Origin of the sequence: Nocardia grenadensis NBRC 108939, from assembly GCF_001613445.1 — a bacterium.
Classification (GTDB): domain Bacteria; phylum Actinomycetota; class Actinomycetes; order Mycobacteriales; family Mycobacteriaceae; genus Nocardia; species Nocardia grenadensis.
This window is the reverse complement of record NZ_BDCJ01000002.1, coordinates 86,196-108,079: the sequence shown is the minus strand read 5'-3', so window position 1 is coordinate 108,079 and position 21,884 is coordinate 86,196. Positions and strand designations below refer to the sequence as shown.

At 68.1% G+C, this 21,884-nt stretch carries 23 protein-coding genes; 9 read left to right on the top strand and 14 right to left on the bottom strand.

Annotated features, from left to right (window positions below):
* Nucleotides 1–36: 36 nt before the first annotated feature.
* Together NGR01S_RS01525 and NGR01S_RS01520 are read right to left on the bottom strand one after the other, a co-directional pair.
* Nucleotides 37–1,239 carry a lipid-transfer protein gene (locus tag NGR01S_RS01525; RefSeq protein WP_063034339.1) on the bottom strand — a complete coding sequence of 401 codons (1,203 nt, stop codon included), beginning with the start codon at nucleotides 1,237–1,239 and terminating at the stop codon, nucleotides 37–39.
* Nucleotides 1,223–1,678, bottom strand: a complete 456-nt coding sequence (locus tag NGR01S_RS01520) for a Zn-ribbon domain-containing OB-fold protein (protein WP_063034338.1) — start codon at nucleotides 1,676–1,678, stop codon at nucleotides 1,223–1,225. Before NGR01S_RS01520 ends, NGR01S_RS01525 begins: the two co-directional genes overlap by 17 nt.
* 106 nt (nucleotides 1,679–1,784) lie before the next feature.
* Here NGR01S_RS01520 and NGR01S_RS01515 point away from each other — a divergent pair, with 106 nt between their 5' ends.
* Nucleotides 1,785–2,570 (top strand): GTP-binding protein, encoded by a 786-nt coding sequence (locus NGR01S_RS01515; RefSeq protein WP_063034337.1) that lies wholly within the window; start codon nucleotides 1,785–1,787, stop codon nucleotides 2,568–2,570.
* Between the two features lie 39 nt (nucleotides 2,571–2,609).
* Here NGR01S_RS01515 and NGR01S_RS01510 read toward each other — a convergent pair whose 3' ends face one another.
* The 7 genes from NGR01S_RS01510 to NGR01S_RS01480 all read right to left on the bottom strand — a co-directional run bounded on the left by NGR01S_RS01510 (nucleotide 2,610) and on the right by NGR01S_RS01480 (nucleotide 9,653).
* Nucleotides 2,610–3,668 (bottom strand): ferrochelatase, encoded by a 1,059-nt coding sequence (locus NGR01S_RS01510; RefSeq protein WP_063034336.1) that lies wholly within the window; start codon nucleotides 3,666–3,668, stop codon nucleotides 2,610–2,612.
* Nucleotides 3,669–3,692: 24 nt separating this feature from the next.
* Complete coding sequence (inhA, locus tag NGR01S_RS01505) at nucleotides 3,693–4,526, bottom strand: NADH-dependent enoyl-ACP reductase InhA (RefSeq protein WP_063034335.1); 834 nt, start codon at nucleotides 4,524–4,526, stop codon at nucleotides 3,693–3,695.
* A gap of 113 nt (nucleotides 4,527–4,639) precedes the next feature.
* Complete coding sequence (fabG1, locus tag NGR01S_RS01500) at nucleotides 4,640–5,356, bottom strand: 3-oxoacyl-ACP reductase FabG1 (protein ID WP_039825413.1); 717 nt, start codon at nucleotides 5,354–5,356, stop codon at nucleotides 4,640–4,642.
* Between the two features lie 224 nt (nucleotides 5,357–5,580).
* On the bottom strand, nucleotides 5,581–6,582 hold the full coding sequence (locus tag NGR01S_RS01495; protein ID WP_063034334.1) for a VWA domain-containing protein: 1,002 nt from the start codon (nucleotides 6,580–6,582) through the stop codon (nucleotides 5,581–5,583).
* Nucleotides 6,579–7,568 carry a DUF58 domain-containing protein gene (locus NGR01S_RS01490; protein ID WP_245664381.1) on the bottom strand — a complete coding sequence of 330 codons (990 nt, stop codon included), beginning with the start codon at nucleotides 7,566–7,568 and terminating at the stop codon, nucleotides 6,579–6,581. The genes NGR01S_RS01495 and NGR01S_RS01490 overlap by 4 nt, the downstream gene beginning before the upstream one ends.
* A complete protein-coding gene (gene moxR1 / locus NGR01S_RS01485) occupies nucleotides 7,565–8,725 on the bottom strand; it encodes a chaperone MoxR1 (RefSeq protein ID WP_063034333.1) in 1,161 nt (386 codons plus the stop codon). The genes NGR01S_RS01490 and moxR1 overlap by 4 nt, the downstream gene beginning before the upstream one ends.
* Nucleotides 8,726–9,053: 328 nt before the next feature.
* Nucleotides 9,054–9,653 (bottom strand): Rv1476 family membrane protein, encoded by a 600-nt coding sequence (locus NGR01S_RS01480; RefSeq protein ID WP_063034489.1) that lies wholly within the window; start codon nucleotides 9,651–9,653, stop codon nucleotides 9,054–9,056.
* Between the two features lie 347 nt (nucleotides 9,654–10,000).
* Between NGR01S_RS01480 and acnA the strand changes: the two genes are divergently transcribed.
* Nucleotides 10,001–12,805 (top strand): aconitate hydratase AcnA, encoded by a 2,805-nt coding sequence (gene acnA / locus NGR01S_RS01475; protein ID WP_063034332.1) that lies wholly within the window; start codon nucleotides 10,001–10,003, stop codon nucleotides 12,803–12,805.
* A 255-nt stretch (nucleotides 12,806–13,060) separates the two neighbouring features.
* Nucleotides 13,061–13,627, top strand: a complete 567-nt coding sequence (locus NGR01S_RS01470; protein ID WP_030520508.1) for a TetR/AcrR family transcriptional regulator — start codon at nucleotides 13,061–13,063, stop codon at nucleotides 13,625–13,627.
* A 21-nt stretch (nucleotides 13,628–13,648) separates the two neighbouring features.
* Here the strand turns inward: NGR01S_RS01470 and NGR01S_RS01465 are convergent, their stop codons facing one another.
* A complete protein-coding gene (locus NGR01S_RS01465) occupies nucleotides 13,649–14,149 on the bottom strand; it encodes a MarR family winged helix-turn-helix transcriptional regulator (protein ID WP_063034331.1) in 501 nt (166 codons plus the stop codon).
* 145 nt (nucleotides 14,150–14,294) lie between these two features.
* Between NGR01S_RS01465 and NGR01S_RS01460 the strand changes: the two genes are divergently transcribed.
* The 4 genes from NGR01S_RS01460 (at nucleotide 14,295) to NGR01S_RS01445 (ending at nucleotide 16,793) form a co-directional block, all read left to right on the top strand.
* Nucleotides 14,295–14,717 (top strand): cupin domain-containing protein, encoded by a 423-nt coding sequence (locus tag NGR01S_RS01460; protein ID WP_218020697.1) that lies wholly within the window; start codon nucleotides 14,295–14,297, stop codon nucleotides 14,715–14,717.
* A 40-nt stretch (nucleotides 14,718–14,757) separates the two neighbouring features.
* Nucleotides 14,758–15,174 carry an acyl-CoA thioesterase gene (locus tag NGR01S_RS01455; protein ID WP_063034329.1) on the top strand — a complete coding sequence of 139 codons (417 nt, stop codon included), beginning with the start codon at nucleotides 14,758–14,760 and terminating at the stop codon, nucleotides 15,172–15,174.
* 203 nt (nucleotides 15,175–15,377) lie between these two features.
* On the top strand, nucleotides 15,378–15,818 hold the full coding sequence (locus tag NGR01S_RS01450) for a hypothetical protein (protein ID WP_063034328.1): 441 nt from the start codon (nucleotides 15,378–15,380) through the stop codon (nucleotides 15,816–15,818).
* 12 nt (nucleotides 15,819–15,830) lie between these two features.
* Nucleotides 15,831–16,793 carry an MvdC/MvdD family ATP grasp protein gene (locus NGR01S_RS01445; protein ID WP_063034327.1) on the top strand — a complete coding sequence of 321 codons (963 nt, stop codon included), beginning with the start codon at nucleotides 15,831–15,833 and terminating at the stop codon, nucleotides 16,791–16,793.
* 81 nt (nucleotides 16,794–16,874) lie between these two features.
* Here NGR01S_RS01445 and NGR01S_RS01440 read toward each other — a convergent pair whose 3' ends face one another.
* Together NGR01S_RS01440 and NGR01S_RS01435 are read right to left on the bottom strand one after the other, a co-directional pair.
* Nucleotides 16,875–17,108, bottom strand: a complete 234-nt coding sequence (locus NGR01S_RS01440; RefSeq protein WP_030520514.1) for a helix-turn-helix domain-containing protein — start codon at nucleotides 17,106–17,108, stop codon at nucleotides 16,875–16,877.
* Nucleotides 17,109–17,190: 82 nt separating this feature from the next.
* Nucleotides 17,191–18,822, bottom strand: coding sequence for an ABC-F family ATP-binding cassette domain-containing protein (locus NGR01S_RS01435; RefSeq protein ID WP_063034326.1), 1,632 nt, complete (start codon nucleotides 18,820–18,822; stop codon nucleotides 17,191–17,193).
* A 193-nt stretch (nucleotides 18,823–19,015) separates the two neighbouring features.
* On the opposite strand from NGR01S_RS01435, the gene NGR01S_RS01430 reads away from it, so the two are divergent.
* Nucleotides 19,016–19,780, top strand: a complete 765-nt coding sequence (locus tag NGR01S_RS01430; RefSeq protein WP_063034325.1) for an SDR family oxidoreductase — start codon at nucleotides 19,016–19,018, stop codon at nucleotides 19,778–19,780.
* A 78-nt stretch (nucleotides 19,781–19,858) separates the two neighbouring features.
* Here NGR01S_RS01430 and NGR01S_RS01425 read toward each other — a convergent pair whose 3' ends face one another.
* Both NGR01S_RS01425 and NGR01S_RS01420 read right to left on the bottom strand, forming a co-directional pair.
* Nucleotides 19,859–20,272, bottom strand: coding sequence for a PaaI family thioesterase (locus NGR01S_RS01425; protein ID WP_063034488.1), 414 nt, complete (start codon nucleotides 20,270–20,272; stop codon nucleotides 19,859–19,861).
* Between the two features lie 219 nt (nucleotides 20,273–20,491).
* Nucleotides 20,492–21,199, bottom strand: coding sequence for a hypothetical protein (locus NGR01S_RS01420; RefSeq protein ID WP_063034324.1), 708 nt, complete (start codon nucleotides 21,197–21,199; stop codon nucleotides 20,492–20,494).
* Between the two features lie 267 nt (nucleotides 21,200–21,466).
* Here NGR01S_RS01420 and NGR01S_RS01415 point away from each other — a divergent pair, with 267 nt between their 5' ends.
* Complete coding sequence (locus tag NGR01S_RS01415) at nucleotides 21,467–21,844, top strand: BlaI/MecI/CopY family transcriptional regulator (RefSeq protein WP_030520519.1); 378 nt, start codon at nucleotides 21,467–21,469, stop codon at nucleotides 21,842–21,844.
* Nucleotides 21,845–21,884 lie beyond the last annotated feature (40 nt).

Here is a 21,884-nt window from a genome sequence, read left to right as displayed (position 1 = left end):
TCGGGGCGCGCACGCCCCGACCGCCGGAGTCGAGGTTCAGCGGGAGGCGATGAGCGCCGACCCGTGACCGAACAGGCCCTGATTCACCGCGATGCCCGCGCGGGCGTTCGCCACCTGGCGGCCGTCGGCCTGCCCGCGCAGCTGCCAGGTGAGCTCGCAGACCTGGGCGATCGCCTGTGCAGGGATGGCCTCACCGAAGCAGGCCAGCCCGCCACTCGGATTCACCGGCACGCGTCCACCCAGTGTCGTGGCGCCGCTGCGCAGCAGTTCCTCGGCGCCACCCGGTTCGCAGAGCCCGATATCCTCGTACCAGTCCAGCTCCAGCGCGGTGGAGAGATCGTAGACCTCCGCGAAGGACAGGTCGGCGGGCCCGAGGCCGGCCTCCTCGTACGCGGCGTACGCGATGGCGGACCGGAACGTATGCGGCGGGGGCTCGACGGCCACGGCCGAGTCCGTCGCGAAATCGGGCAGGTCGAGGACGGTTTTCGGGAAGGTGGGCGTAACCGTCGACAGTGCCCGGATACGGACCGGATCACCGATCCCGTGCCGGCGCGCGTACTCCATCGACGTCAGGACCAGTGCCGCGCCACCGTCGCTGGTCGCGCAGATGTCGAGTAGGCGCAGCGGGTCGGAGACGATGGCCGACGCCGCGACCTCTGCGGCCGAGACCTCTTTGCGATATCGGGCGTACGGGTTGTTCAGTCCGTGTTTCGCGTTCTTCACCTTCACCGCGGCGAAGTCGTCGAGCGTGGCACCGTGCAGCGCCATCCGGCGGCGGGCGTAGAGCGCGAAGTAGATGGGGTTGGTGGCGCCGAGCAGGTGGAAACGCAACCAGTCCGGATCGTCGCGGCGTTCGCCGCCGACCGGCTGGAAGAAGCCCTTGGGAGCCGCGTCCGCACCGACCACCAGCGCCACATCGGTCAGCCCGGCCAGGATTTGGGCACGAGCGTTGGCGATGGCCTGCGCACCGGAGGCACAGGCGGCGTAGCTGCTCGAGATCCGCGCGCCCGACCAGCCCAGCGCCTGGGCGAATGTCGCCCCGGATACGAAACCGGGGTAGCCGTTACGGATCGTGTCGGCGCCGGCGATATAGCCGACATCGCGGTGGTCCACCCCGGCGTCCGCCAGTGCCGCGCGGGCCGCGACCAGCCCGTACTCGACGAAATTGCGGCCCCATTTGCCCCACTGGTGCATACCGGCACCGAGAACGGCGATATCGCGGTCATTCCTGTCGGTCATCGACCGGCCTCCACATCCATACCGTGTGATCGGCTTCCTCGTCCGTGTACAGCACACCGAGGGTGAGCTCCACCGGCATTCCGACGGCCAGGTCGTCCACGGTGAGGCCGCGCACGACCTGCCCGAGAATCACCATCTGCTCGACCTCGAGCTCCACCGCCGCGACGACGTAGGGCTCGAATGGGTCGGATGAGACATACGGCGGGGGCGGCTTGTACCGGGCATCCGCGTAGGACCAGATCCGGCCCCGCGTGGAGAAGAGGTATTCGGACAGTTCCGAGCCGTCCTTCGGACTCGCGCACTGCGGGTTGCGGCAGGCCAGTGTGTTCCGTGGAAAATACGGTGTGCCGCAAATCTCGCAGCGACTTCCCACCAGACGTGGCGTGCCGTCGTCCGCGGTGAACCAGTCCGGTACCGCCGGGCGTTGTTCCTTCTGCACAACCCGACACTATAGGAACACGTTCTATTTTTGAACCAGAACACGTTTCATTTTCTGGGCGGAAATCGCCTCCGCCGGCGTATCGGCAGCGGTACCGTGAACCACGATGGGTACCAGAGCCGTCGATCCGCAGTCGATCCGAAACGTCACGATCGTCGGAGAGCCCGCCGAGACGACGCGGGTGGTCCGGCGACTGCTTCGCGATCACGGGGGGACCCTCGCGGCCACCGTGGTTCATCACGTCCCCGGCCGCGGCGAACACATGATCCGCGTCGCCGAGCTGTCGAGCAACGCGCCCATCGCGGACCTGGAACGAGCCATCCGGGTGGCCGATGGCGCGGTCGTGGTCCTGAACGCCGCGACGGCGCGCGCCGCGCGATTCGAGACGACCCTGCGGGTCGCCGACGACCATCAGGTGGCGCGGCTGTGCCTGGTGACGGGACTCGATCATCCCGCCGCCGACTTCGACCGATGCGTCCGCGCGATCGCCGACACGCGGGGTGCACGGCCGCTGACGCTGCACTTCCCGCTCGGCGCCGGGCCCGGATTCGCCGGTGTCATCGATCTCGTCCCGATGTGGGCGCTCGAACCGATGGCCGCCGAATTCTACGGCAGCCGTTGGCAACTCGCCGAGCAGTGGTACCGCGACCTGGTGACCGCGGCGACGGGTCAGGACGGCGAGGCTCCGGACGACGGTCGTGGACCACGAAAGATCCCGCCCGAACAGTTGCATGACCGGATCCGCTCGGTCACGCGCATCGGTGAGGCCGTCCCGGTGCTGTGCGACTCGGCACGGCACGGCGGCGATGACGCCGCACTCCTGGACGCCATTATCCGCTATCTGCCGTCACCCATGCTCGTCTGCCAACCGGAGCACGCTCTCGACTATTGAGGGGTCCGTACCTCCCGGCGCTCGACGGCGTCGGCGGGTTCACCGGCCCGCGGGGCGGCGCGGCGGCGCGCAGCAGCCGATCGCGCAGGGTGCGCCATCGGTCGTGCACCCATAGCCCGGCACCGTGCCCAGCCTGCGCGGCGTGACATCGCGGACGTGCTCGCCGATCAACTCCACCACCATTTCGGCGAACCGTGGATCGGTGCCGGGTGTGGCGGCCCGCGCGAAGGACAGGCCGAGCTCGCCGGCTTTCCCGGCGGCCTCGTTGTCCAGGTCCCAGATCACCTCGAGATGGTCGGAGACGAAACCGACCGGGCAGACGATCACCGACTCGAAGCCCTTGTCCGCCAGCGTTTCCAGATGATCGACGATATCCGGCTCCAGCCACGGGATATGCGGCGGACCCGAACGCGATTGCCAGACCACGTCGTAATCGTCGAAACCCGCTGCGGCGGCGCACAACCGGGCGGCCTCGGCGACCTGGCGGCTGTAGAGGCGCCCGCCCTCGGCCGGCGGCCCGGCCGCGATATCGGCACTCACCGGCACCGAATGCGCGGTGAAGACCAACCGGGCGACCGCCCGATGCTCGGCGGGCAGGGTCTCCCGCGCCGCGCGTACGGCGTCGGCGAAGGCGGCCACGAGGAGCGGGTGATCGAAGTATTGGCGCAGTTTCACCAGTGCCGGGGCGTCCGGGCCCACCGCGGCGCGGGCCCGGACGATGTCTTCGTCGTACTGCCGGCAGCCGGAGTATCCGCCCCAGGCGGAAGTGGGGAACACCAGCGCCGACCGGACGCCGTCCGCGGTCATCCGCGCCAGCGTGTCCTCCACCATCGGATGCCAGTTGCGGTTACCGAAGTACACCGGTAGCCGCGGCCCGATGGCAGCCAGTTCCCGTTCCACCGCGGCGATGATGTCGCGGTTGAGGGCGTTGATCGGCGACACCCCACCGAAGTGCAGATAGTGTTTCGCGACCTCGGCGAGCCGTTCCGGAGGGACACCGCGACCGCGGGTCACGTTCTCCAGGAACGGCATCACGTCGTCGGGGCCTTCCGGACCTCCGAAGGACAGCAGCAGCAGTGCGTCGGCCGCGCGGGCCACGGTATCTCCTCTCCGGCCGATTCGTCAGTCCTGCGGCATGTTCTCGGGGAACCAGGTGTTGTGGCTGGCGCCACCGTCGACGTAGATGATCGATCCGGTCGTCGCGGGCAGCCAGTCCGACAGCAGCGCCACGATCGATCTACCGACCACTTCGGCGCCACCGTCCCAGCCGATCGGCGAGGCGCCGTCCCAGTAGGTGTCGAGTTGCTTCAGCTGCTTCGCGTCGTCGGTCGCGGTGCCGGCGATCGCCTTGGCGGCCAGCGTCTTGACCGGGCCGGCCGCGATGAGGTTGGACCGGATCTTCTTCGCGTAACCGACCTCGCGTGCCACATACCGGTTCACCGATTCCAGCGCGGCCTTGGCCACACCCATCCAGTTGTAGTACGGCATAGCGGTGCGGGGGTCGAAATCCATCCCGACGATCGAGCCGCGCTCGTTCATCACCGGCAGCACTGCGCGGGCCAGCGCGGCGTAGCTCCAGGCCGAGATCTCGAACGATTTCGCCGCGTCCGCACTCGGGGCGTCCAGGAACGGCAGCGCGTCGGGGCCCATGAGGGTCTTCGGGGCGAAAGCGATCGAGTGCAGCACCCCATCGATTCCCTCGGGCGCGAGGCGGCGGATCTCGTCGGGCAGTTTGCGCAGGTCCTCGTCGTTGGTGACGTCGAGACCGATGGCCGGCGGCACCTCCTCCGGCAGCCGCTTGGCGATCCGGTCGATCAGCCGCAACCGCTCGGTGAGGCCGGTGATGATCACCTTGGCCCCTTCCTTCTGCGCGATGGCCGCCGCGTGGAACGCGATGGAGGCATCGGTGATGATGCCGGTGACGAGGATCGTCTTGCCTTCGAGCAATCCGCCCATGAGTTGTCGATTCTCCTGAATGTGGTGTCGTGTCCCGCCGCGCCCGGCCGGGGTGCCGAACCGGTGCCCGGCCTCGGCGCGGCTTTCGATCTGTTCTGAAGCAGCGCGGGGCGTCAGTGCCCCATACCCATACCGCCGTCGACCGGAATCACCGCGCCCGAGACGTAGGCGGAATCCTCGGAGGCGAGGAAGCTGACCACCGCCGCGACGTCCTCGGGAGCGCCGAGTCGCTGGAGCGGAATGAACTTCTTCGCCATATCCCGCATATCCTCGGGCAGGTCCTTGGTCATATCGGTCTCGATGAACCCGGGCGCGACGACATTGGCGGTGATCGACCGGGAGCCGAGCTCGCGGGTGATGGAACGAGCCAGGCCGACGACACCGGCCTTGGAGGCCGCGTAGTTGATCTGCCCGGCCTGACCGGAGAACCCGACCACCGAGCCGAGGAAGATCATCCGGCCCCACCGCGCGCGCAGCATCGCACGGTTGGCCCGCTTGGCGCACCGGAAGGCGCCGGCCAGGTTGGCGTCCACCACCTTGGTGAACTGTTCTTCGCTCATCCGCATGAGGAGCGTGTCATCGGTGATCCCGGCATTGGCGACCAGCACCTCCACCGGCCCCTGCGCGGCCTCCACCTCGGCGAACGCCCGGTCCACCGAATCACTGTCGGTGACATCGCATTTCACTCCGAGCAAACCCTCGGGGGCGCCCGAACCGCGATGGGTGACGGCCACCTTGTGGCCGTCGGCGTGCAGACGCTGCGCCACCGCGAGCCCGATTCCGCGGTTACCGCCGGTCACCAGGACCGAGCGTGCTGTGAAGTTCGACATGGGGACAAACCTACCTGGCTGCCTCGGTGATGCTCTCATGGGACGTCCACCGAGATTTCCCCCTGGAACTTGTGCAGGTCGGACAACGCGGACACAACACTGCGGGCCGGGTGGGACCCGGCCCGCAGTGCGAACTCGACTTGTTCCCGGACGCGTCGGTGAACCCGAACCCGTCCGGCGGACCCGGCGGGAACCACACGGCACCAACGCTTCCCACGAAGCGGTCAGGGCAGCCGCTGACGTAGCACCAGTGCCGCCACCACTCCGGCCACCGTGGTAAGCAGGCCGAGCAGCCACCACGGCCGGCTGGCGTCGCCCCGGGTGACCTCGTAGCCGATCTGCTCCTCCAGGGTGTCGTAGACACTGGACAGTTCCTGCAGGCTCGAGGCGGTATAGAACTCACCGCCGGACAGTCGCGCGATCTCCTGCATCGCGTCGTCGTCCACCGGCACATCCACCTGGTCCGTGCCGCCGTCCTCGCGTGGGATCTCGACCACACCCCATTTGGTACCGAACGAGATCGTCGAGACCGGGATCTTCTTCGTCTTCGCCAGCCGCGCGGCGACGAATTCGTGCCGCGGATTGTCCACATCCTCGAAATCGGGCACGGTCTGCTTACCGTCGGACATCAATACGATGCGGGCCGGCGGCGGGGTCTCGGAACCGCCCAGGACCGAGGCGAGGGTCTCGATGGACTGCAGGGCGGTGAAGATTCCCTCACCGGTGGCGGTCCGCTCGGCGAGTTTGATGTTGTCGATGGCGGCCTTCACCGATCCCCGGTCCGTGGTCGGCGAGACGAGCACCGACGCGGTGCCGGCGTAGGTCACCAGTCCCAGGTTGATCCCCGGGGTGAGACCGTCGGCGAAGTTCTTGGCCGCCTCCTGCGCGACCTGCAGCCGGTTCGGCGAGACATCGGTGGCCTCCATGGACAGCGAGACATCCATGACCAGCACGACGGTCGCCCGGTTACGGGGCACCTTCTTCTCGGCGGTCGGACCGGCCGCGCCGATGGTGGCGAACACCATCCCGACGATGACCAGCACGATCGGCAGGTGGCGCCAGAAACTGGGGCGGTTGGGAGCGACTTTCTCCAGCTGCTCCATATTGCTGAACCGCAGCATCCGGCGATGCTTGCTGCGCTGCACCAGCAGATAGCCGAGTGCGAGCAGGAGAACGACAGCAAGAAAACCGAGCCAGATCGGTGCGGCGAAATTCGAAATACTCACTGGCGTGGCACCCGCGGGGTCGAGGCGCCGAGGCTGTGGCGCCGGGTGGAGACGAACCGGACCACATCGGCGATCCAGTCCCGGTCGGTCTGCAGGGTGAGCACCGGGGCGCCGCAACTACGCAGGGTCTGCTCGACCTCGTCCCGGTGCCGCTGTGCGGCGGCCGCGTAATCGGCGCGCAATTGTGGGGTGACGGTGAACTCGCGCGTCCGCCCGGTCTCCGGATCGTGCAGCACCACGTCACCCAGGTCCGGTAGCTCGGTATCGCGCGGATCGAGGACCTCCACCGCCAGCAGATCGTGGCGCGCGGAGATGGCCCGCAGCGACCGCTGCCAGTCGATATCTCCGAGGAAATCACTGATCACGACCGCCAGGCCGCGTTTGCGCTGCGGTCGGCGCAACGATTCGATGGCACCGCGCAGGTCACCACGTACTCCGTCGCGCGGATGCGGGGTGGTGGCGATACTGCGCAACAGCGACTGCGCGTGGACCCGGCCGCTGCGCGCGGGGATCCGCTGCATCTGCTCACCGGTCGCCACCACGGCGCCGATCCGGTTCCCACCGCCCATCGTGAGATGGGTCACCGCGGCCGCGGCGGCCACCGCCAGATCGCGTTTCTGGCAGGCGCCGGTACCGAAGTCCAGGCTGGCGGACAGATCGACCACCATCCAGGTCTCCAGCTCCCGGTCCGCGATCATCTGCCGGACGTGCGGGTGGGTCGTCCGCGCGGTCACCGACCAGTCCATCTGCCGGACGTCGTCGCCGGGCTGGTAGGCCCGCGCTTCCCCCGGTTCCGAACCGGGGCCGGGGATGAGACCGAGGTGATCACCGTGCAGCACGCCGTCCAGGCGCCGGCGCACGGTGAGCTCCAGGGTTTTCAGGGCGGCCGTCAGATGCGGATCGGTCAGCTCACCCGAACGGAACGACGGCGGGGCGTGGGGGTCGGGCACGGTCTCGCGGGCGCGGGGGTCCGGCGGCCGCGTCACTGGGGCTGGTTCGTGCCGGCGGTTTGCGGCACCTGCGGCGCCGGGGACTGCTGCGGCGGCGCGGGCGGCCGGTTGCCGTTCTCCGCGACGGGCGGGGCGCCGCCCGTCGCCACGGCCTGCGGCGCGACCTGGGGAAGCCCGACGGTCTGCAGGACCCGCTGGATCACGTCCTCCGGGCTGATCTCGTCGGCGAGCGCGTCGTAGGACAGGACCAACCGGTGCCGCAGCACGTCGGGTACGACCTCGATGACGTCCTGCGGGACCACGTAGTCGCGGCCCCGGATCAGCGCCACGGCGCGGGCGGCGGCGATGATGCCGAGGCTGGCACGCGGCGAGGCGCCGTAGGCCACCCAGTTCGCCACATCGTGCATGCCGAATTCGGCCGGGACGCGGGTCGCGGAGATGACCCGGACGACGTAGTCGACCAGCGCGTGGTGCACGAAGGTGTTCGCGGCCAGTTTCTGGAGACGGATGAGTTCGGCCGGCTCGAGGATGCGGTTCGGCTCCGGCGGGGTCACACCCATCCGGTAGATGATCTCGCGCTCCTCCTCGACCGAGGGGTAGTCGACGACGACCTTGAACAGGAAGCGGTCGCGCTGCGCTTCCGGCAGCGGGTACACGCCCTCGCTCTCGATCGGATTCTGGGTGGCCATCACCAGGAACGGATCGGGCATCGGGTAGGTCTTGCCGCCGATGGACACGTGCCGCTCGGCCATCACCTCGAGCAGCGCGGACTGCACCTTGGCCGGGGCGCGGTTGATCTCGTCGGCCAGGACGAAGTTCGCGACCACGGGGCCGAGTTCGGTATCGAACTCCTCGCGGCCCTGCCGGTAGATCCGGGTACCCACGAGGTCGGTCGGGACCAGGTCGGGGGTGAACTGGACGCGGGAGAACGACCCGCCGACCACTTTTGCGAAGGTCTCGACCGCGAGCGTCTTGGCGATACCGGGCACGCCCTCGAGCAGAACGTGGCCCTTGGCGAGCACCCCGACGAGCAACCGCTCGACCAGCCGGTCCTGCCCGACGATGACCCGCTTGACCTCGTAGATCGCCTTCTCGAGGGTCTGGACGTCACGCTCGAGGGTGCTCGAAGCAGGCGTCGGCGGTTGTTTCGCCAAATCTGCCCCGCTGACACCGTCCGTCGAAGTCACCAACATCCCCGCTTTCGCCTTGGTCCTGTGCGTGCTGTCACAACTATTCCAGGTGATGGCCGCGGATGCCGCAACCGGCTCCACTGTCGGGAAATTCGCCGTCGTTCGCGGACGATTTCCCGGTGGGCCGACAGGGCTTCCGGTGCTGCGGCGGGCACTGTCACCCACTCCCGTTCGACCATACGTACCGATACGGCATGGTGCCCGTCATAGCCGTGGCCGAAACCTATCCGGCGCAACCCGGGGCACGCCCGCTGTCATCGCACGGGCGGCCGGCGGCTGTGATCCGCGGCGGGGCGGAGGCGACCGGACGAGAGCGGGGAACCGGCCGCGGCTATCGTGCGGCCGGTTCCAGTTCCGGGTCTTCGGTCGGCTCGGTGCGCCGGCCCGGCGCGGCCACCGCGGGCGGCGGTGACCCGGCGGCCCGGCGGGCCTTGATCCAGTACAGACCGCCCACCGCCAGCACCAGCCCGGCCAGGAGCACGATCGTGATCTCGGTCCAGTTCACCGTCGGTGTCTGCTCCAGACGGTGCACCAGGGTCCGGGCGGCTTGTTCGCTCTTTCCGCCGGTGAACTTGGCTTTGTCCTCGGCCCACTCCAACCGGACCCGGCTGATCGAATCGCTGGTGGTGCCGATCCAGTCGTCACTGAAGACGGCGACGGTGCCATGCTGGAATCCGGCCACCTCGGTGGCCAGATCGCGCAGTTCGGAGTCGTGCCCCGGATTACCGTCGAGCACCACGATACTGAGATCGATGCCGTGCGCCCGCGCATCGGCCACGATGGCGGCCAGTTCGCTCTGATCGTCGCCCTCCGGCGTGGCCACTCCGTTGTCGGCGAGATCGGCCCGAAGCTCTTCGAGGGTCTTCGAATCGAACCCGTCCGGCAGTTTGGTGGCCTTGAGGGAGAAGGCCGAGGTGTGGGTGACGGTCATCTTCCATCCGGTCTGGTCGAGCCGCATCGTCCGACGACGCGACGGGGAATCCGCTACTGGCACGAACAACCGGGGTACCCCTGGGTACCGCCCGGCTAACTCGGACCAGCTCGAGAGCAGATTACGCGACGCGTGTGCGGTTACCCGACACCCGGCACGCCCAACGGCGGGTGTGCCGCGCGGCCGCCCCGAACATACCGCCCCGCGATTTTCATAGGACAAGCGTACTGTTAGGGTTGGGAACCGCGGGGAACCGGCCTTCCCGGGCCGGCGCCTCATGCCAGAGACGTACCGCCGCCGGCACAGCCCCGCCGACGGCGTCCGCACACCCGACAAGTGGAGCTGACGTGACGAAAAGTATCGATACTTTCGGCGCCAAGGGCAACCTCGAGGTCGGAAGCAACTCCTACGAGATCTTCCGGCTCTCGGCTGTACCCGGCACCGAGAAACTCCCGTACGCACTGAAAGTTCTCGCCGAGAACCTGCTGCGCACCGAGGACGGCGCGAACATCACCGCCGACCATATCCGCGCGCTGGCCGACTGGGATCCCAATGCCCAGCCCAGTATCGAGATCCAGTTCACCCCGGCCCGCGTGGTGATGCAGGACTTCACCGGCGTGCCCTGCGTGGTCGACCTCGCCACCATGCGCGAGGCGGTCGCGGCCCTCGGCGGCGACCCGGAGAAGGTCAATCCGCTCTCCCCCGCCGAAATGGTCATCGACCACTCGGTCATCCTCGACGTCTTCGGCCGCGCCGACGCCTTCGAGCGCAATGTCGAACTCGAGTACGAGCGCAACGGCGAGCGCTACCAGTTCCTGCGCTGGGGCCAGGGCGCGTTCGACGACTTCAAGGTCGTCCCCCCGGGCACCGGTATCGTGCACCAGGTCAATATCGAATACCTGGCCCGCACCGTCATGGTCCGCAACGGCCAGGCCTACCCCGACACCTGCGTCGGTACCGACTCGCACACCACCATGGTCAACGGTCTGGGCGTACTGGGCTGGGGTGTCGGCGGTATCGAGGCCGAGGCCGCCATGCTGGGCCAGCCGGTGTCCATGCTGATCCCGCGGGTGGTCGGCTTCAAGCTCACCGGCGAGATCCAGCCCGGCGTCACCGCCACCGACGTCGTGCTCACCGTCACCGATATGCTGCGCAAGCACGGTGTGGTCGGCAAGTTCGTCGAGTTCTACGGCCAGGGCGTGGCCGAGGTGCCGCTGGCCAACCGGGCCACCCTGGGCAATATGAGCCCCGAGTTCGGCTCCACCGCGGCGATCTTCCCGATCGACGAGGAAACCATCAACTACCTGCGCCTCACCGGCCGCAGCGAGGAGCAGCTGGCGCTCGTCGAGGCCTATGCCAAGGAACAGGGCATGTGGCACGACCCGGCCTCGGAGCCCGCCTACTCCGAGTACCTGGAGCTCGATCTGGGCACGGTGGTGCCCTCCATCGCCGGCCCGAAGCGCCCGCAGGACCGCATCCTGCTGAGCGAGTCCAAGATCGCCTTCCGCAAGGACATCCACAACTACGTGGAGGACCAGCACCCGACGCCGCATTCGAAGCTGGACGAGGCGGTGGAGGAGACCTTCCCGGCCTCCGATCCGGCCACCCTGTCCTTCGCCGACGACGGCGCGGTGAGTGTGCAGTCCGCGGCGAACAATGCCGACGGCCGGCCGTCCAAGCCGATCAAGGTCGTTTCCGAGGAGCGCGGCGAGTTCATTCTCGATCACGGCGCGGTCGCGGTCGCGGGTATCACCTCCTGCACCAACACCTCGAACCCGTCGGTCATGATCGGCGCGGCCCTGCTGGCCCGTAACGCGGTCGAGAAGGGCCTGTCCAGCAAGCCGTGGGTCAAGACAAACATGGCCCCCGGTTCGCAGGTCGTCACCGACTACTACGAGAAGGCCGGTCTGTGGCCCTACTTGGAGAAGCTGGGCTTCTACCTGGGCGGTTACGGCTGCACCACCTGCATCGGCAACACCGGTCCGTTGCCGGAGGAGATCTCCCAGGCGATCAACGACAACGACCTCACCGTCACCGCGGTGCTGTCGGGTAACCGCAACTTCGAGGGCCGTATCTCCCCCGATGTGAAGATGAACTACCTGGCCTCGCCGCCGCTGGTCATCGCCTACGCGCTCGCGGGCACCATGGACTTCGATTTCGAACACGATCCGCTGGGCGAGGATCAGCAGGGCAACCCGGTGTTCCTGAAGGACATCTGGCCCTCGGCCCAGGAGATCGACGACACCATCAAGTCGGCGATCAACCAGGAGATGTTCACCAAGTCCTACGCCGACGTCTTCAAGGGCGACGAGCGGTGGCGCAGCCTGCCCACCCCGGAGGGCAACACCTTCGAGTGGAGCGACGACTCCACCTACGTCCGCAAAGCGCCCTACTTCGACGGTATGGGCACGGAGCCGGAGCCGGTCACCGATATCAAGGGCGCGCGAGTGCTCGCCCTGCTGGGCGATTCGGTGACCACCGACCACATCTCCCCGGCCGGCGCCATCAAGCCGGGCACCCCGGCCGCCGATTACCTCGACTCGCACGGTGTGGCGCGCAAGGACTACAACTCCCTGGGCTCGCGGCGCGGTAACCACGAGGTGATGATCCGCGGCACCTTCGCCAACATCCGGCTGCGCAACCAGCTCCTCGACGACGTCTCGGGCGGTTACACCCGCGACTTCACCCAGGAGGGCGCGCCGCAGGCGTTCATCTACGACGCCTCGCAGAACTACCAGAAGGCCGGTATCCCGCTGGTCGTGCTGGGCGGTAAGGAGTACGGTTCCGGCTCCTCCCGCGACTGGGCCGCCAAGGGCACCCGCCTGCTGGGGGTGCGCGCCGTGATCGTGGAATCGTTCGAGCGCATCCACCGCTCGAACCTGATCGGCATGGGCGTGATCCCGCTGCAGTTCCCCGAAGGCGAATCGGCGCAGTCGCTGGGTCTCACCGGTACCGAGGTCTTCGATATCGCGGGCATCGAGGAGCTCAACGCGGGCACCACGCCGTCCACCGTGCACGTCACCGCGACCAAGGAGGACGGCTCGAAGATCGAGTTCGACGCGGTGGTCCGGATCGACACCCCCGGTGAAGCCGATTACTACCGCAACGGCGGCATTCTGCAGTATGTCCTGCGGAACATGATCAGGTCCTGATCACGCGGTGTTGGAAGGCGCCGCCTCCGGCGGCGCGTGTTCGCGCCCACGAGGTTCTCGTCGTTGCGAACCCGAGACGCGCGCCCGAGGCGCACGCACTCCGGGTCCGCGACGACGGGACGGGCGCGGCTCGTAGTACTCGCTCCCGGCAGGGTGCGAGGGCGTCGGCACGTCACTCGTTCGTTCGCTCGTAGTCTGATGGCCCCGCGCGGTGAATCCGCCGCGCGGGGTTCGTATATCCGTTGAAGGAGCACGATGCCCAAGGTCAGCGACGATCATCTGGCTGCCCGGCGTTCACAGATACTCGACGGCGCCCGCCGCTGCTTCGCCGAGTTCGGGTACGACGGCGCCACTGTCCGGCGCCTGGAAGACGCCATCGGCCTGTCCCGCGGCGCCATCTTCCATCATTTCCGGGACAAGGACGCGCTCTTCTTCGCCCTCGCCCAGGAGGACGCCGAGCGGATGGCCGAGGTGGCGGCCAATCAGGGTCTGGTGCAGGTGATGCGGGATATGCTCGCCGACCCGCAGGAGTACAACTGGCTGGGTACCCGGCTCGAGATCGCCCGGCGGCTGCGGACCGACCCGGAATTCCGCGCCGGCTGGACCCAGCGCTCGGCGGAGCTGACCGCGGCCACCCTGGCCCGCCTGGAGCGGCGTAAGGCGGCCGGCGCCCTGCGCGATGATGTGCCCACCGATGTCCTGCTGGGCTATCTCGATCTGGTCCTGGATGGACTCATCGCCCGGATCGCCTCGGGCCACACCAACGAAAACCTCACCGCCGTACTGGATCTGGTCGAGGCCTCGGTACGCCGCCGCCCCTGAGCGCGCGGTGCCGCGCTCCGCTCAGTCCCCGGACTCCAGTGCGGTGAGCAGTTTGCCCGCGATCCGGTCCAGTTCCCCGCGTTCGGCCGCGGTCAGCGTCGCCAGCATCCGCGTCTCGTTCGCGGTGTGCTCGGTGACCACCGCATCGATCAGTTCCCGGCCCGCGTCCGTGAGTGCGACGCGGACCGCGCGGCGGTCCTCCGCGTCCGCGATCCGCCGTACGTAACCCGCCGACTCCAGCCGGTCGAGGCGGCCTGTCATGCCCGCCCGCGACAGCATCAGGGTGTCGGCCAGCGCGGACGGGTTGAGTTCGAAGGGCGCACCGGACCGCCGCAGTGCCGCCAGGACGTCGAATTCGCCGCGCCGCAGACCGTGGGCGAAGAAAACCCTCTCGATCGCGCGCTCGGCGACCACGGCGAGCCGCCCGAGGCGGCCGAACACCACCATCGCCGCCAGATCGAGGTCGGGGCGTTCCCGCCGCCACTGTCGTTCGATCGCATCGATCGCATCGGGTTCGGTCATGGACAAAATTCTATTCGCTGCCATATAGTTAGCCACCGAACTATATGGCAGCGAACTACAAGGAGCGACCATGCCCGCCACCCCGAACCGCGCCGCGATCCGGCAGCCCGGCGATGCCGAGACACTGCGCACCGAATCGGTCACCATGCGTCTGCTCATCGATGCCGAAGAGGCGCACGGCGCGGTGAGCACCCTGGAGATCACCATGGACCGCGGCGCCGACGGCGCGGCACCGCACTTCCACACCCGGTCCGACGAGCTCTTCTACGTAGCCGACGGCGAACTACAGCTGATGACCGGGGACCGGATCCTCACCGTCGGCGCAGGCGGCGTGGCCGTCGTTCCGAAGACGACCGTCCACGCCTTCGGCGCCACCCCCGACAGCGGGGCGCGCATCCTGATCGCCCTCATGCCCGGCGTCCAGCGGTTCGGTTACTTCCGGCTGCTCGAACGCATCGCCCGCGGCGAGGCCACCCTGGAAGAACTCGCCGCGTCCCAGGAGGAATACGACAACCACTTCGTCGACGCGCCCCGCTGGTGGCAGGAACGCAACGCCCAGCGGCGCTGAACCGGGAACAACCCCACCCCCCCGGCGGGTTCGCACCGCTATGACCTTCTCCGTCCCCCTAACCGTCCGCGGCTACGAACTCGATGTCCAAGGCCATGTCAACCAGGCGGTCTACCTGCAGTACGCCGAGCACGCCCGCTGGGAGTTCCTGCTCGCCGCGGGTCTGCAGGCGGACAAACTGGCCGCGGCCCGGGTGGGGCCGGTGGTTCTGGAGAGCACCATCAAATACCGGCGGGAGCTGCGCGGCGGGGACGAATTCCGGGTCACCTGCGCATTCGAATGGGGCAGCGGGAAGACCTATCGCATCCGGCAGGAAATGATCCGCACCGACGGCACCCTCTCGGCCGAGGTATCGGTGGTCGGCGGCCTGCTCGATCTGGACGCCCGCCGGTTGGTCGCCGATCCGCCCGGCCGATTCCGCGAGCTGGCCACGCATCCGGACATGCTCGGACTCTGACCGCCGGAGGCCGTGCCAACAGCCCCTGGCGCCCGGTCCGCACACCTACCGGACGGCTTCCGACGCAGGACAATCTACGGAACCAAGATTCGGTATCCGAACAGCGGAAATCCGGCGATATCGACGTCCGGGGCCGCCGCGCAGCGTTATGATCCGGACGCGCTCGGGTCGTGGCACACCGCCGGCAAGATCGGAGAACCCAGATGACCGATGCCCTCCGTCTCCTCGAGCCCCCCGAACGTGGTGCGGTTGTCACCCTCACGGGTGTCCTGGTCGGCGAATCCGACCGGGAGATCCGAGTCCGGGTGGCAGACGGGATGTGGACCTTCTGTCGCGGCGATGTACTGGCCATCCGACGCGCCGACGAACAGGTCACCGGCCGGCGGGTGCACGTGGACGTCCGGGCCGGCGTCACGGCCGATTTCACGCGCCGTCTGCGTATCGAGGTGGCGGAGCGGCCGATGACCCTGGCGGCGCCGCCGTCCGAGGCGTTCGGGGACAGGCAGTTGCGCCGACTCACCGAATCCTGGGCGCGGCGACTCGACCTCGCGGGCACACCCGAACTCCCCGCGACATTCACGTGCGCCCAGACCAGGTCGCGCAACACCAGCGACGACGGCGTCCACAGCGACAGCTTCGACTGAACGGCGGGCACGATGAGCACCCTGGAGGCCCGCGGGGTCCTCATCGTCTCCGAATCCGACGATCTGCACGCCGCCGCGATGGTGGCGACGCTGTGCGAACAACACGCGATGACGCCGCTCCGTTTGGATCTGCGTGATTTCCCGCGCGAGCCGGGTAGTTTCCGGCTCGCGGCGGCCGGAGTCGAACGGTCGCTGGCGGGGCTGGCCGGTCTGGACGAGGTCGGTTCGGTCTGGTGGCGGCGCCCGCATCCGAGTTCGGTACCGGCCGGGGTCCGCGCCGACGACAATGCCTACCGCCAGGCCGAATGCGATGCTTTCGTCCAGGGTCTGCTGTGGTCGCTGGGCGCCCAGTGGATCAACGATCCGGGCAACGACCGGATCGCCCATCGCAAGATCGTACAACTCGACACCGCGCGGCGGGCCGGCTGCGCGGTCCCGGACACACTGGTCACCAACAATCCGGACGAGGCCCGCGAGTTCATCGAAACCTGTGCCGACCGCGTGGTTTTCAAACGTACCGGCACCTCCCGCGCCGAATTCTCCGAAACCCGGCTGGTCGGGGCCGCGGATCTGGACCGGCTCGACAGTATCCGCTGGGCGCCCACCACCTTCCAGCGCTATATCGATCCGGAATGCGATCTGCGGGTGGTGTGGGTGGACGGGCAGGAGTGGGCGGTGCGTATCGATTCCCGGGCCGGCGCCGGGCGCGTCGACTCCCGGCTGGACACCTCGGTCGATTTCATCCCCACCCTGCTACCGGCCGCTGTCAGCAAATCGCTGGCGACGCTGATGGGCACGCTGGGGCTGAGTTTCGGTGTCCTGGATCTGCGGGTGGGCCTCGACGGCGAGTACTACTTCCTCGAAGTCAACCCGCAGGGCCAGTTCGCCTATCTCGAGATCAAGACCGGACTGCCGATCTTCACCAGTCTCGCCAATCTCCTGGTGTACGGAGACGGGGCCGTATCCGGCTGGTGAGTGACGCGACCGATGATCCACAGGCGGCCACTCACCGCCGGGCGCATCGTCCCGGCGGCGGAGCCCGCGGATACGGTGCGGCTAGCGGGATTTACGGCGGTTTGCACCGCCGCGGCTGCGGAGCTGGACATGCGACTCCGTCAGCACATTGTGGATGAACCCGTAGGAGCGGCCGGTCGCACGTGCCAGCGACCGGATACTCGCCCCCGCCTCGTATTGCTTCTTCAACTGGGTTTGCAGGCGATCCCGTGACTTACCCGTGACCCGGGTGCCCTTGCCCAATGTGCTCTTGCTCTGTACCGGCCTGTCGCCCATGGCTTCCTCCGAGTCGCCGAGCAGCGTCACTCTCAGGCTAAGCACTCCGCGACCATCCGGCAATGAGTTCTTGTGATGAAACTCACGCGAGCTGAATCAATTCCAGATACTCGGCCGACCAGTGGTCCTCGGTGCCGTCCGGCAGCAAGATCACCCGCTCCGGATTCAGGGCCTCGGCGGCGCCCGGATCGTGGGTCACCAGCACCACCGCGCCCGCATAGGTGCGCAGTGCGTCGAGCACCTGTTCGCGCGAGACGGGGTCCAGGTTGTTGGTGGGCTCGTCGAGCAGCAGCACATTGGCCGCCGAGGAGACCAGGCCGGCCAGCGCGAGCCGGGTCTTCTCACCACCCGACAGCGTCCCGGCGGGCTGCTCCAGCTGCGGCCCGGTGAACATGAAGGCGCCGAGCAGGCCGCGTAGCTCCTGTTCGCCCGCGTCCGGCGCCGCGTGCCGGATGTTCTCCCAGACCGTGGCCGTATCGTCGAGGGTGTCGTGTTCCTGCGCGAAGTAGCCCACCTTGAGGCCGTGACCAGGCACGAGTCCCCCGGCGGTGGGTTCCTCGGCGCCGGCCAGCAGCCGCAGCAGCGTGGTCTTGCCCGCGCCGTTGAGGCCGAGCACCACCACGCGGCTGCCGCGGTCGATGGCCAGATCCACGCCGGTGAAGATCTCCAGCGAACCGTAGACCTTGGTGAGGTTCTCCGCCATCAGCGGTGTCTTCCCGCAGGCGGCCGGTTCGGGGAACTTGATCCGGGCGACCTTGTCGGCCACCCGGACCTCGTCCAGTTCCGCCATCAGCCGATCGGCGCGTTTGGCCATGTTCTGCGCGGCAACGGCTTTGGTGGCCTTGGCGCCGAGTTTCGCGGCCTGGGCACGCAGCGCCGACGCCTTCTTCTCGGCATTGGCCCGCTCGCGGCGGCGGCGCTGCTCGTCGGTCGCGCGGGCGTCGAGGTATTTCTGCCAGCTCATGTTGTACACGTCGGCCTCGCCGCGTACCGCGTCCAGGAACCACACCTTGTTGACCACGTCGGCGAGCAAGTCGACATCGTGGCTGATCACGATCAGGCCACCGTCGTGGTTCTGCAGGAATCCGCGCAACCAGGTGATGGAATCGGCGTCGAGGTGGTTGGTGGGCTCGTCGAGCAGCAGGGTGGTGTCGGAGCGGCCGCCACTACCGTCGGACGCGGCGAACAGGATGCGCGCCAGTTCGATTCGCCGCCGCTGACCGCCGGACAGCGTACGCAGCGCCTGGTCCAGCACCCGGTCCGGCAGGCCGAGACTGTTGCAGATCCGCGCGGCCTCGCTCTCGGCCACATAACCGCCGAGCGCGGAGAAACGGTCCTCCAAGCGGCCGTATTTCCGGACGGCACGTTCGCGTTCGGTTTCGTCGGCCAGTTCGGCCATCAGCGCCTGCTGCTTCTCCATATCGCGGATCAGCGCGTCCAGTCCGCGCGCCGAGAGCACCCGGTCGCGGGCCAGGACGTCCAGATTTCCCTCGCGCGGATCCTGCGGGAGGTAACCGATATCGCTGGACCGCATGATGGTCCCGGCGTACGGTTCCCCCTCTCCGGCGAGGATGCGCAACGTTGTGGTCTTACCGGCGCCGTTCCGCCCGACCAGGCCGATCCGGTCGCCGGCCTGTACCCGCAGCGCCGGTCCGGGCGCGGACAGCAGGGTACGGACGCCGGCCCGGACCTCGAGGTCGGTCGCGGTGATCACAGATATCTCCTAGGAAACATGGGTTGGGGGCAGCGGCCCGGGGCGCCCGACAGTGGGCCCATCCACCGATCATCGGATGTCTCCGGACACGGAACCACCGATTTTACCCGGACCGCGCCACTGCCTCGTCCCCGGCGGCCGGGGTGATCCGTGCCTGCAGGGGTCACCGGCGGGCACGGTAACGTGCCCGGATATGAGCACCGATCTGTTGGGCAAGAGCGCGCTGGTCTCCGGAGCCAGCCGCGGTATCGGCTACGCGGTGGCCGCCGAGCTGCTGAGCCGGGGCGCGAATGTGCTGATCACCGCGCGCAAGGCCGAACCACTGGAGAAGGCGGCCGCCGAACTACGGGCGCTGGGACACCAGGGCGAGGTCGCCGCCCTGGCCGGTAACTCCGGCGACGACGAGGCACGGGCCACCGCGGTGCAGCGCGCGGTCGCGGAGTTCGGTTCGCTGGACATCCTGATCAACAACACCGGCATCAATCCGGTGTACGGCGCACTGATGGAAGCCGATCTCGACGCGGTGCGCAAGATCTTCGATGTGAACGTCGTGGCCGCGCTCGGTTACATCCAGCAGGCGTACAAGGCATGGATGGGTGAGCACGGCGGCGCCGTGGTGAATGTGGCCAGCGTGGCCGGTATCCGTTCCACCGGTGTCATCGCAGCCTACGGCGCCTCCAAAGCCGCGTTGATCCGGCTCACCGACGAACTGGCCTGGCAGCTCGGCCCCAAGATCCGGGTCAACGCAGTGGCGCCCGGCGTGGTGAAGACCAGTTTCGCCGACGCACTGTACTCGGCGGACGAGGAAGCCTCCGCGCAGGTGTACCCGATGAAGCGGCTCGGTTCGCCGGAGGACGTGGCGCGGCTGATCGCGTTCCTGGCTTCCGATCAGGCGGCGTGGATCACCGGCGAGACGGTGCGGGTCGACGGCGGGCTGCTGTCGACCGGCGGTATCTGAATCGATCGACGAGGGCCGGGGCAGTGCGGATACCGCCCCGGCCCTCGGAGTTCCGCCGGGTCTTCGGCAGGCCGACGCTCAGGAGCGATGGGGCAGATTCTGCAATCGGACCTGACCGCGCGCGACCGGCCGCCCGTCCGCGTCGGTGACCACCACCTGCCACAGCTGCTGCAGGCCGCCGCGGTGCAGCGGGGTGGCCTCGGCGGTCAGTTTCCCATCGCGCACGGCACGCAAAAAATCGGTGTTGTTGTTGACCCCGACCACTACGCCGCGCTCCCCGTACCAGACGGCGCCGCCAGTGCTGGCCAAGGTCTCCACCACGGTGCACAGGACCCCGCCGTTCTGGATACCGGCCGGCTGGTGCAACTGGGGCGTGACGGTCCATTCACCACGAACACGATCGGGCCCCAACTCGGTGACGTGCAGGCCTATCAGATCCGCGAAAGTCCCCTTGCTGACCTCATTGAGTTGTTCGGCACTGAGATCGGCCATCGACATCAGGGTGCGGGTCTGTTGTTCGGTCATGGCTCCACGATCGCATGCTGGTCCGCGGCGGGGAGCTCGGGCCGGTGGTCGGCGACGGAAAAGAGAGCGGCGGACCCCACCTCGGAGGTGGAATCCGCCGCAGGCATTGGATCGGGGGTCACCGCAGCCCTCGGGACGCTCGCGCGATCCGTACGCCGCCTACGATTATAGGACAGGCTTGCCTAACTAAGCAATACGTTGGGCGCGCCGGATCGCCATACCGCGCTCCTCCAGCGCCATCAGCAGACCCTGCCCCCGGCGCGCACCCGCCACCGGGTCGGTGCGGGCCAGGTCCGGAACGTAGGTGGTGGCCCCGGAAACGGATTCGGCCACCAGAGCCCAGAACCGGCGGGGACTCAGCCCCGCACACCGCGCCAGCGCCCCCTGGATCAGCAGCAGCGAAGGTTCGCAGCGGTAGGCGAGCCACACCCACATCGCCCGCTCGCACGGCAGGGAGACCACACCGGGCGAGCCATCCAATGGGTCGCCGGCCACCACCCGGATGGTGATGTCGGTCAGGCCCGCCCAGTCGATACCGCCGTCGTTGTCGGTGTGGATCCACACATTCTCCAGCCCGGGGTCCCAAGCCCGGCCATCGGCGACCCATAACGCGGCGACCCGGCCGAGCACGGCATGGATGAGCGCGGTCGCCACCACCTCCGAGGCGGCGGTAGCACTGATCATCTCCGCGGCGTGCCGCCGGTACATCAGGTCGATCCGACCCTCACGCAGACCCGTGGACAGCGCCCACCAGCGCCGTTTTCCCTGTTCGGCCATGGCCGCAGCGGCATAGACGCGGGGATGCTCCGGCTGCAGGGACCGCAACCGGGAACATGCCGACCCGAATGCCGCCTCGTACGGACGGGGGATGCGCACTGTGGCGAGTTCGGACATTCGAACCTCCTCGAGATCGGCGTCGCGGTTACGACCTGATCGAAAGATAGGTTAGCCTTACCAGACCTAGCAAGTATTGCCTCCGGGAGTGACGTAACGGATCCGTGACACCCCGGCCCGCCCGGCGTGCGCCGCAGCCGCCGGGCGCACCCTCCCCGGCCCACCGCAAGACCGGCATTTCCGGTGTTCGACGGCCTATGACAATTCCCACGCGGTTACGACACCCTGTAGTACGGCACAGCGTCGTTGGCGTCGTAAAATCAAGAGATGGCTGGACTTGGTGAACTCGAGAAAGCGGTTATGGACCAACTGTGGTCGGCCGATGAACCACAAACGGTCCGGCAGGTGCACGAGGCCCTGTCGGCGCGCCGCGAACTCGCGTACACCACGGTGATGACCGTGCTGCAGCGTCTCGCGAAGAAGAATCTGGTGGTACAGCGGCGCGACGACCGCGCCCACCGGTACGCTCCGGTACACACCCGCGACGAGCTGGTGGCCGGTCTCATGATGGATGCACTGCAGCAGGCCGACGAGGCCGGCAGCCGGGCCGCGGCCCTGGTGCACTTCGTGGAGCAGGTCGGCAAGGACGAGGCCGCGGCCCTCCGGGACGCACTCGCTAAGCTCGAAGCAACCGAGGACAGATAGCCGCGCCGCAGGCGACCTCGGACCCTGGCCCCACAACGCA

What these genes read in the sequence shown, in the direction of transcription:
- NGR01S_RS01420 (WP_063034324.1), bottom strand. Translation starts at nt 21,199, where the DNA reads ATGTCCGAACTCGCCACAGTGCGCATCCCCCGTCCGTACGAGGCGGCA.
- NGR01S_RS01515 (WP_063034337.1), top strand. Translation starts at nt 1,785, where the DNA reads ATGGGTACCAGAGCCGTCGATCCGCAGTCGATCCGAAACGTCACGATC.
- NGR01S_RS01525 (WP_063034339.1), bottom strand. Translation starts at nt 1,239, where the DNA reads ATGACCGACAGGAATGACCGCGATATCGCCGTTCTCGGTGCCGGTATG.
- NGR01S_RS01455 (WP_063034329.1), top strand. Translation starts at nt 14,758, where the DNA reads ATGACCTTCTCCGTCCCCCTAACCGTCCGCGGCTACGAACTCGATGTC.
- NGR01S_RS01470 (WP_030520508.1), top strand. Translation starts at nt 13,061, where the DNA reads ATGCCCAAGGTCAGCGACGATCATCTGGCTGCCCGGCGTTCACAGATA.
- fabG1 (WP_039825413.1), bottom strand. Translation starts at nt 5,356, where the DNA reads ATGTCGAACTTCACAGCACGCTCGGTCCTGGTGACCGGCGGTAACCGC.
- inhA (WP_063034335.1), bottom strand. Translation starts at nt 4,526, where the DNA reads ATGGGCGGATTGCTCGAAGGCAAGACGATCCTCGTCACCGGCATCATC.
- NGR01S_RS01480 (WP_063034489.1), bottom strand. Translation starts at nt 9,653, where the DNA reads ATGACCGTCACCCACACCTCGGCCTTCTCCCTCAAGGCCACCAAACTG.
- NGR01S_RS01465 (WP_063034331.1), bottom strand. Translation starts at nt 14,149, where the DNA reads ATGACCGAACCCGATGCGATCGATGCGATCGAACGACAGTGGCGGCGG.
- moxR1 (WP_063034333.1), bottom strand. Translation starts at nt 8,725, where the DNA reads ATGTTGGTGACTTCGACGGACGGTGTCAGCGGGGCAGATTTGGCGAAA.
- NGR01S_RS01425 (WP_063034488.1), bottom strand. Translation starts at nt 20,272, where the DNA reads ATGGCCGATCTCAGTGCCGAACAACTCAATGAGGTCAGCAAGGGGACT.
- NGR01S_RS01445 (WP_063034327.1), top strand. Translation starts at nt 15,831, where the DNA reads ATGAGCACCCTGGAGGCCCGCGGGGTCCTCATCGTCTCCGAATCCGAC.
- NGR01S_RS01430 (WP_063034325.1), top strand. Translation starts at nt 19,016, where the DNA reads ATGAGCACCGATCTGTTGGGCAAGAGCGCGCTGGTCTCCGGAGCCAGC.
- NGR01S_RS01460 (WP_218020697.1), top strand. Translation starts at nt 14,295, where the DNA reads ATGCGTCTGCTCATCGATGCCGAAGAGGCGCACGGCGCGGTGAGCACC.
- NGR01S_RS01450 (WP_063034328.1), top strand. Translation starts at nt 15,378, where the DNA reads ATGACCGATGCCCTCCGTCTCCTCGAGCCCCCCGAACGTGGTGCGGTT.
- NGR01S_RS01440 (WP_030520514.1), bottom strand. Translation starts at nt 17,108, where the DNA reads ATGGGCGACAGGCCGGTACAGAGCAAGAGCACATTGGGCAAGGGCACC.
- NGR01S_RS01415 (WP_030520519.1), top strand. Translation starts at nt 21,467, where the DNA reads ATGGCTGGACTTGGTGAACTCGAGAAAGCGGTTATGGACCAACTGTGG.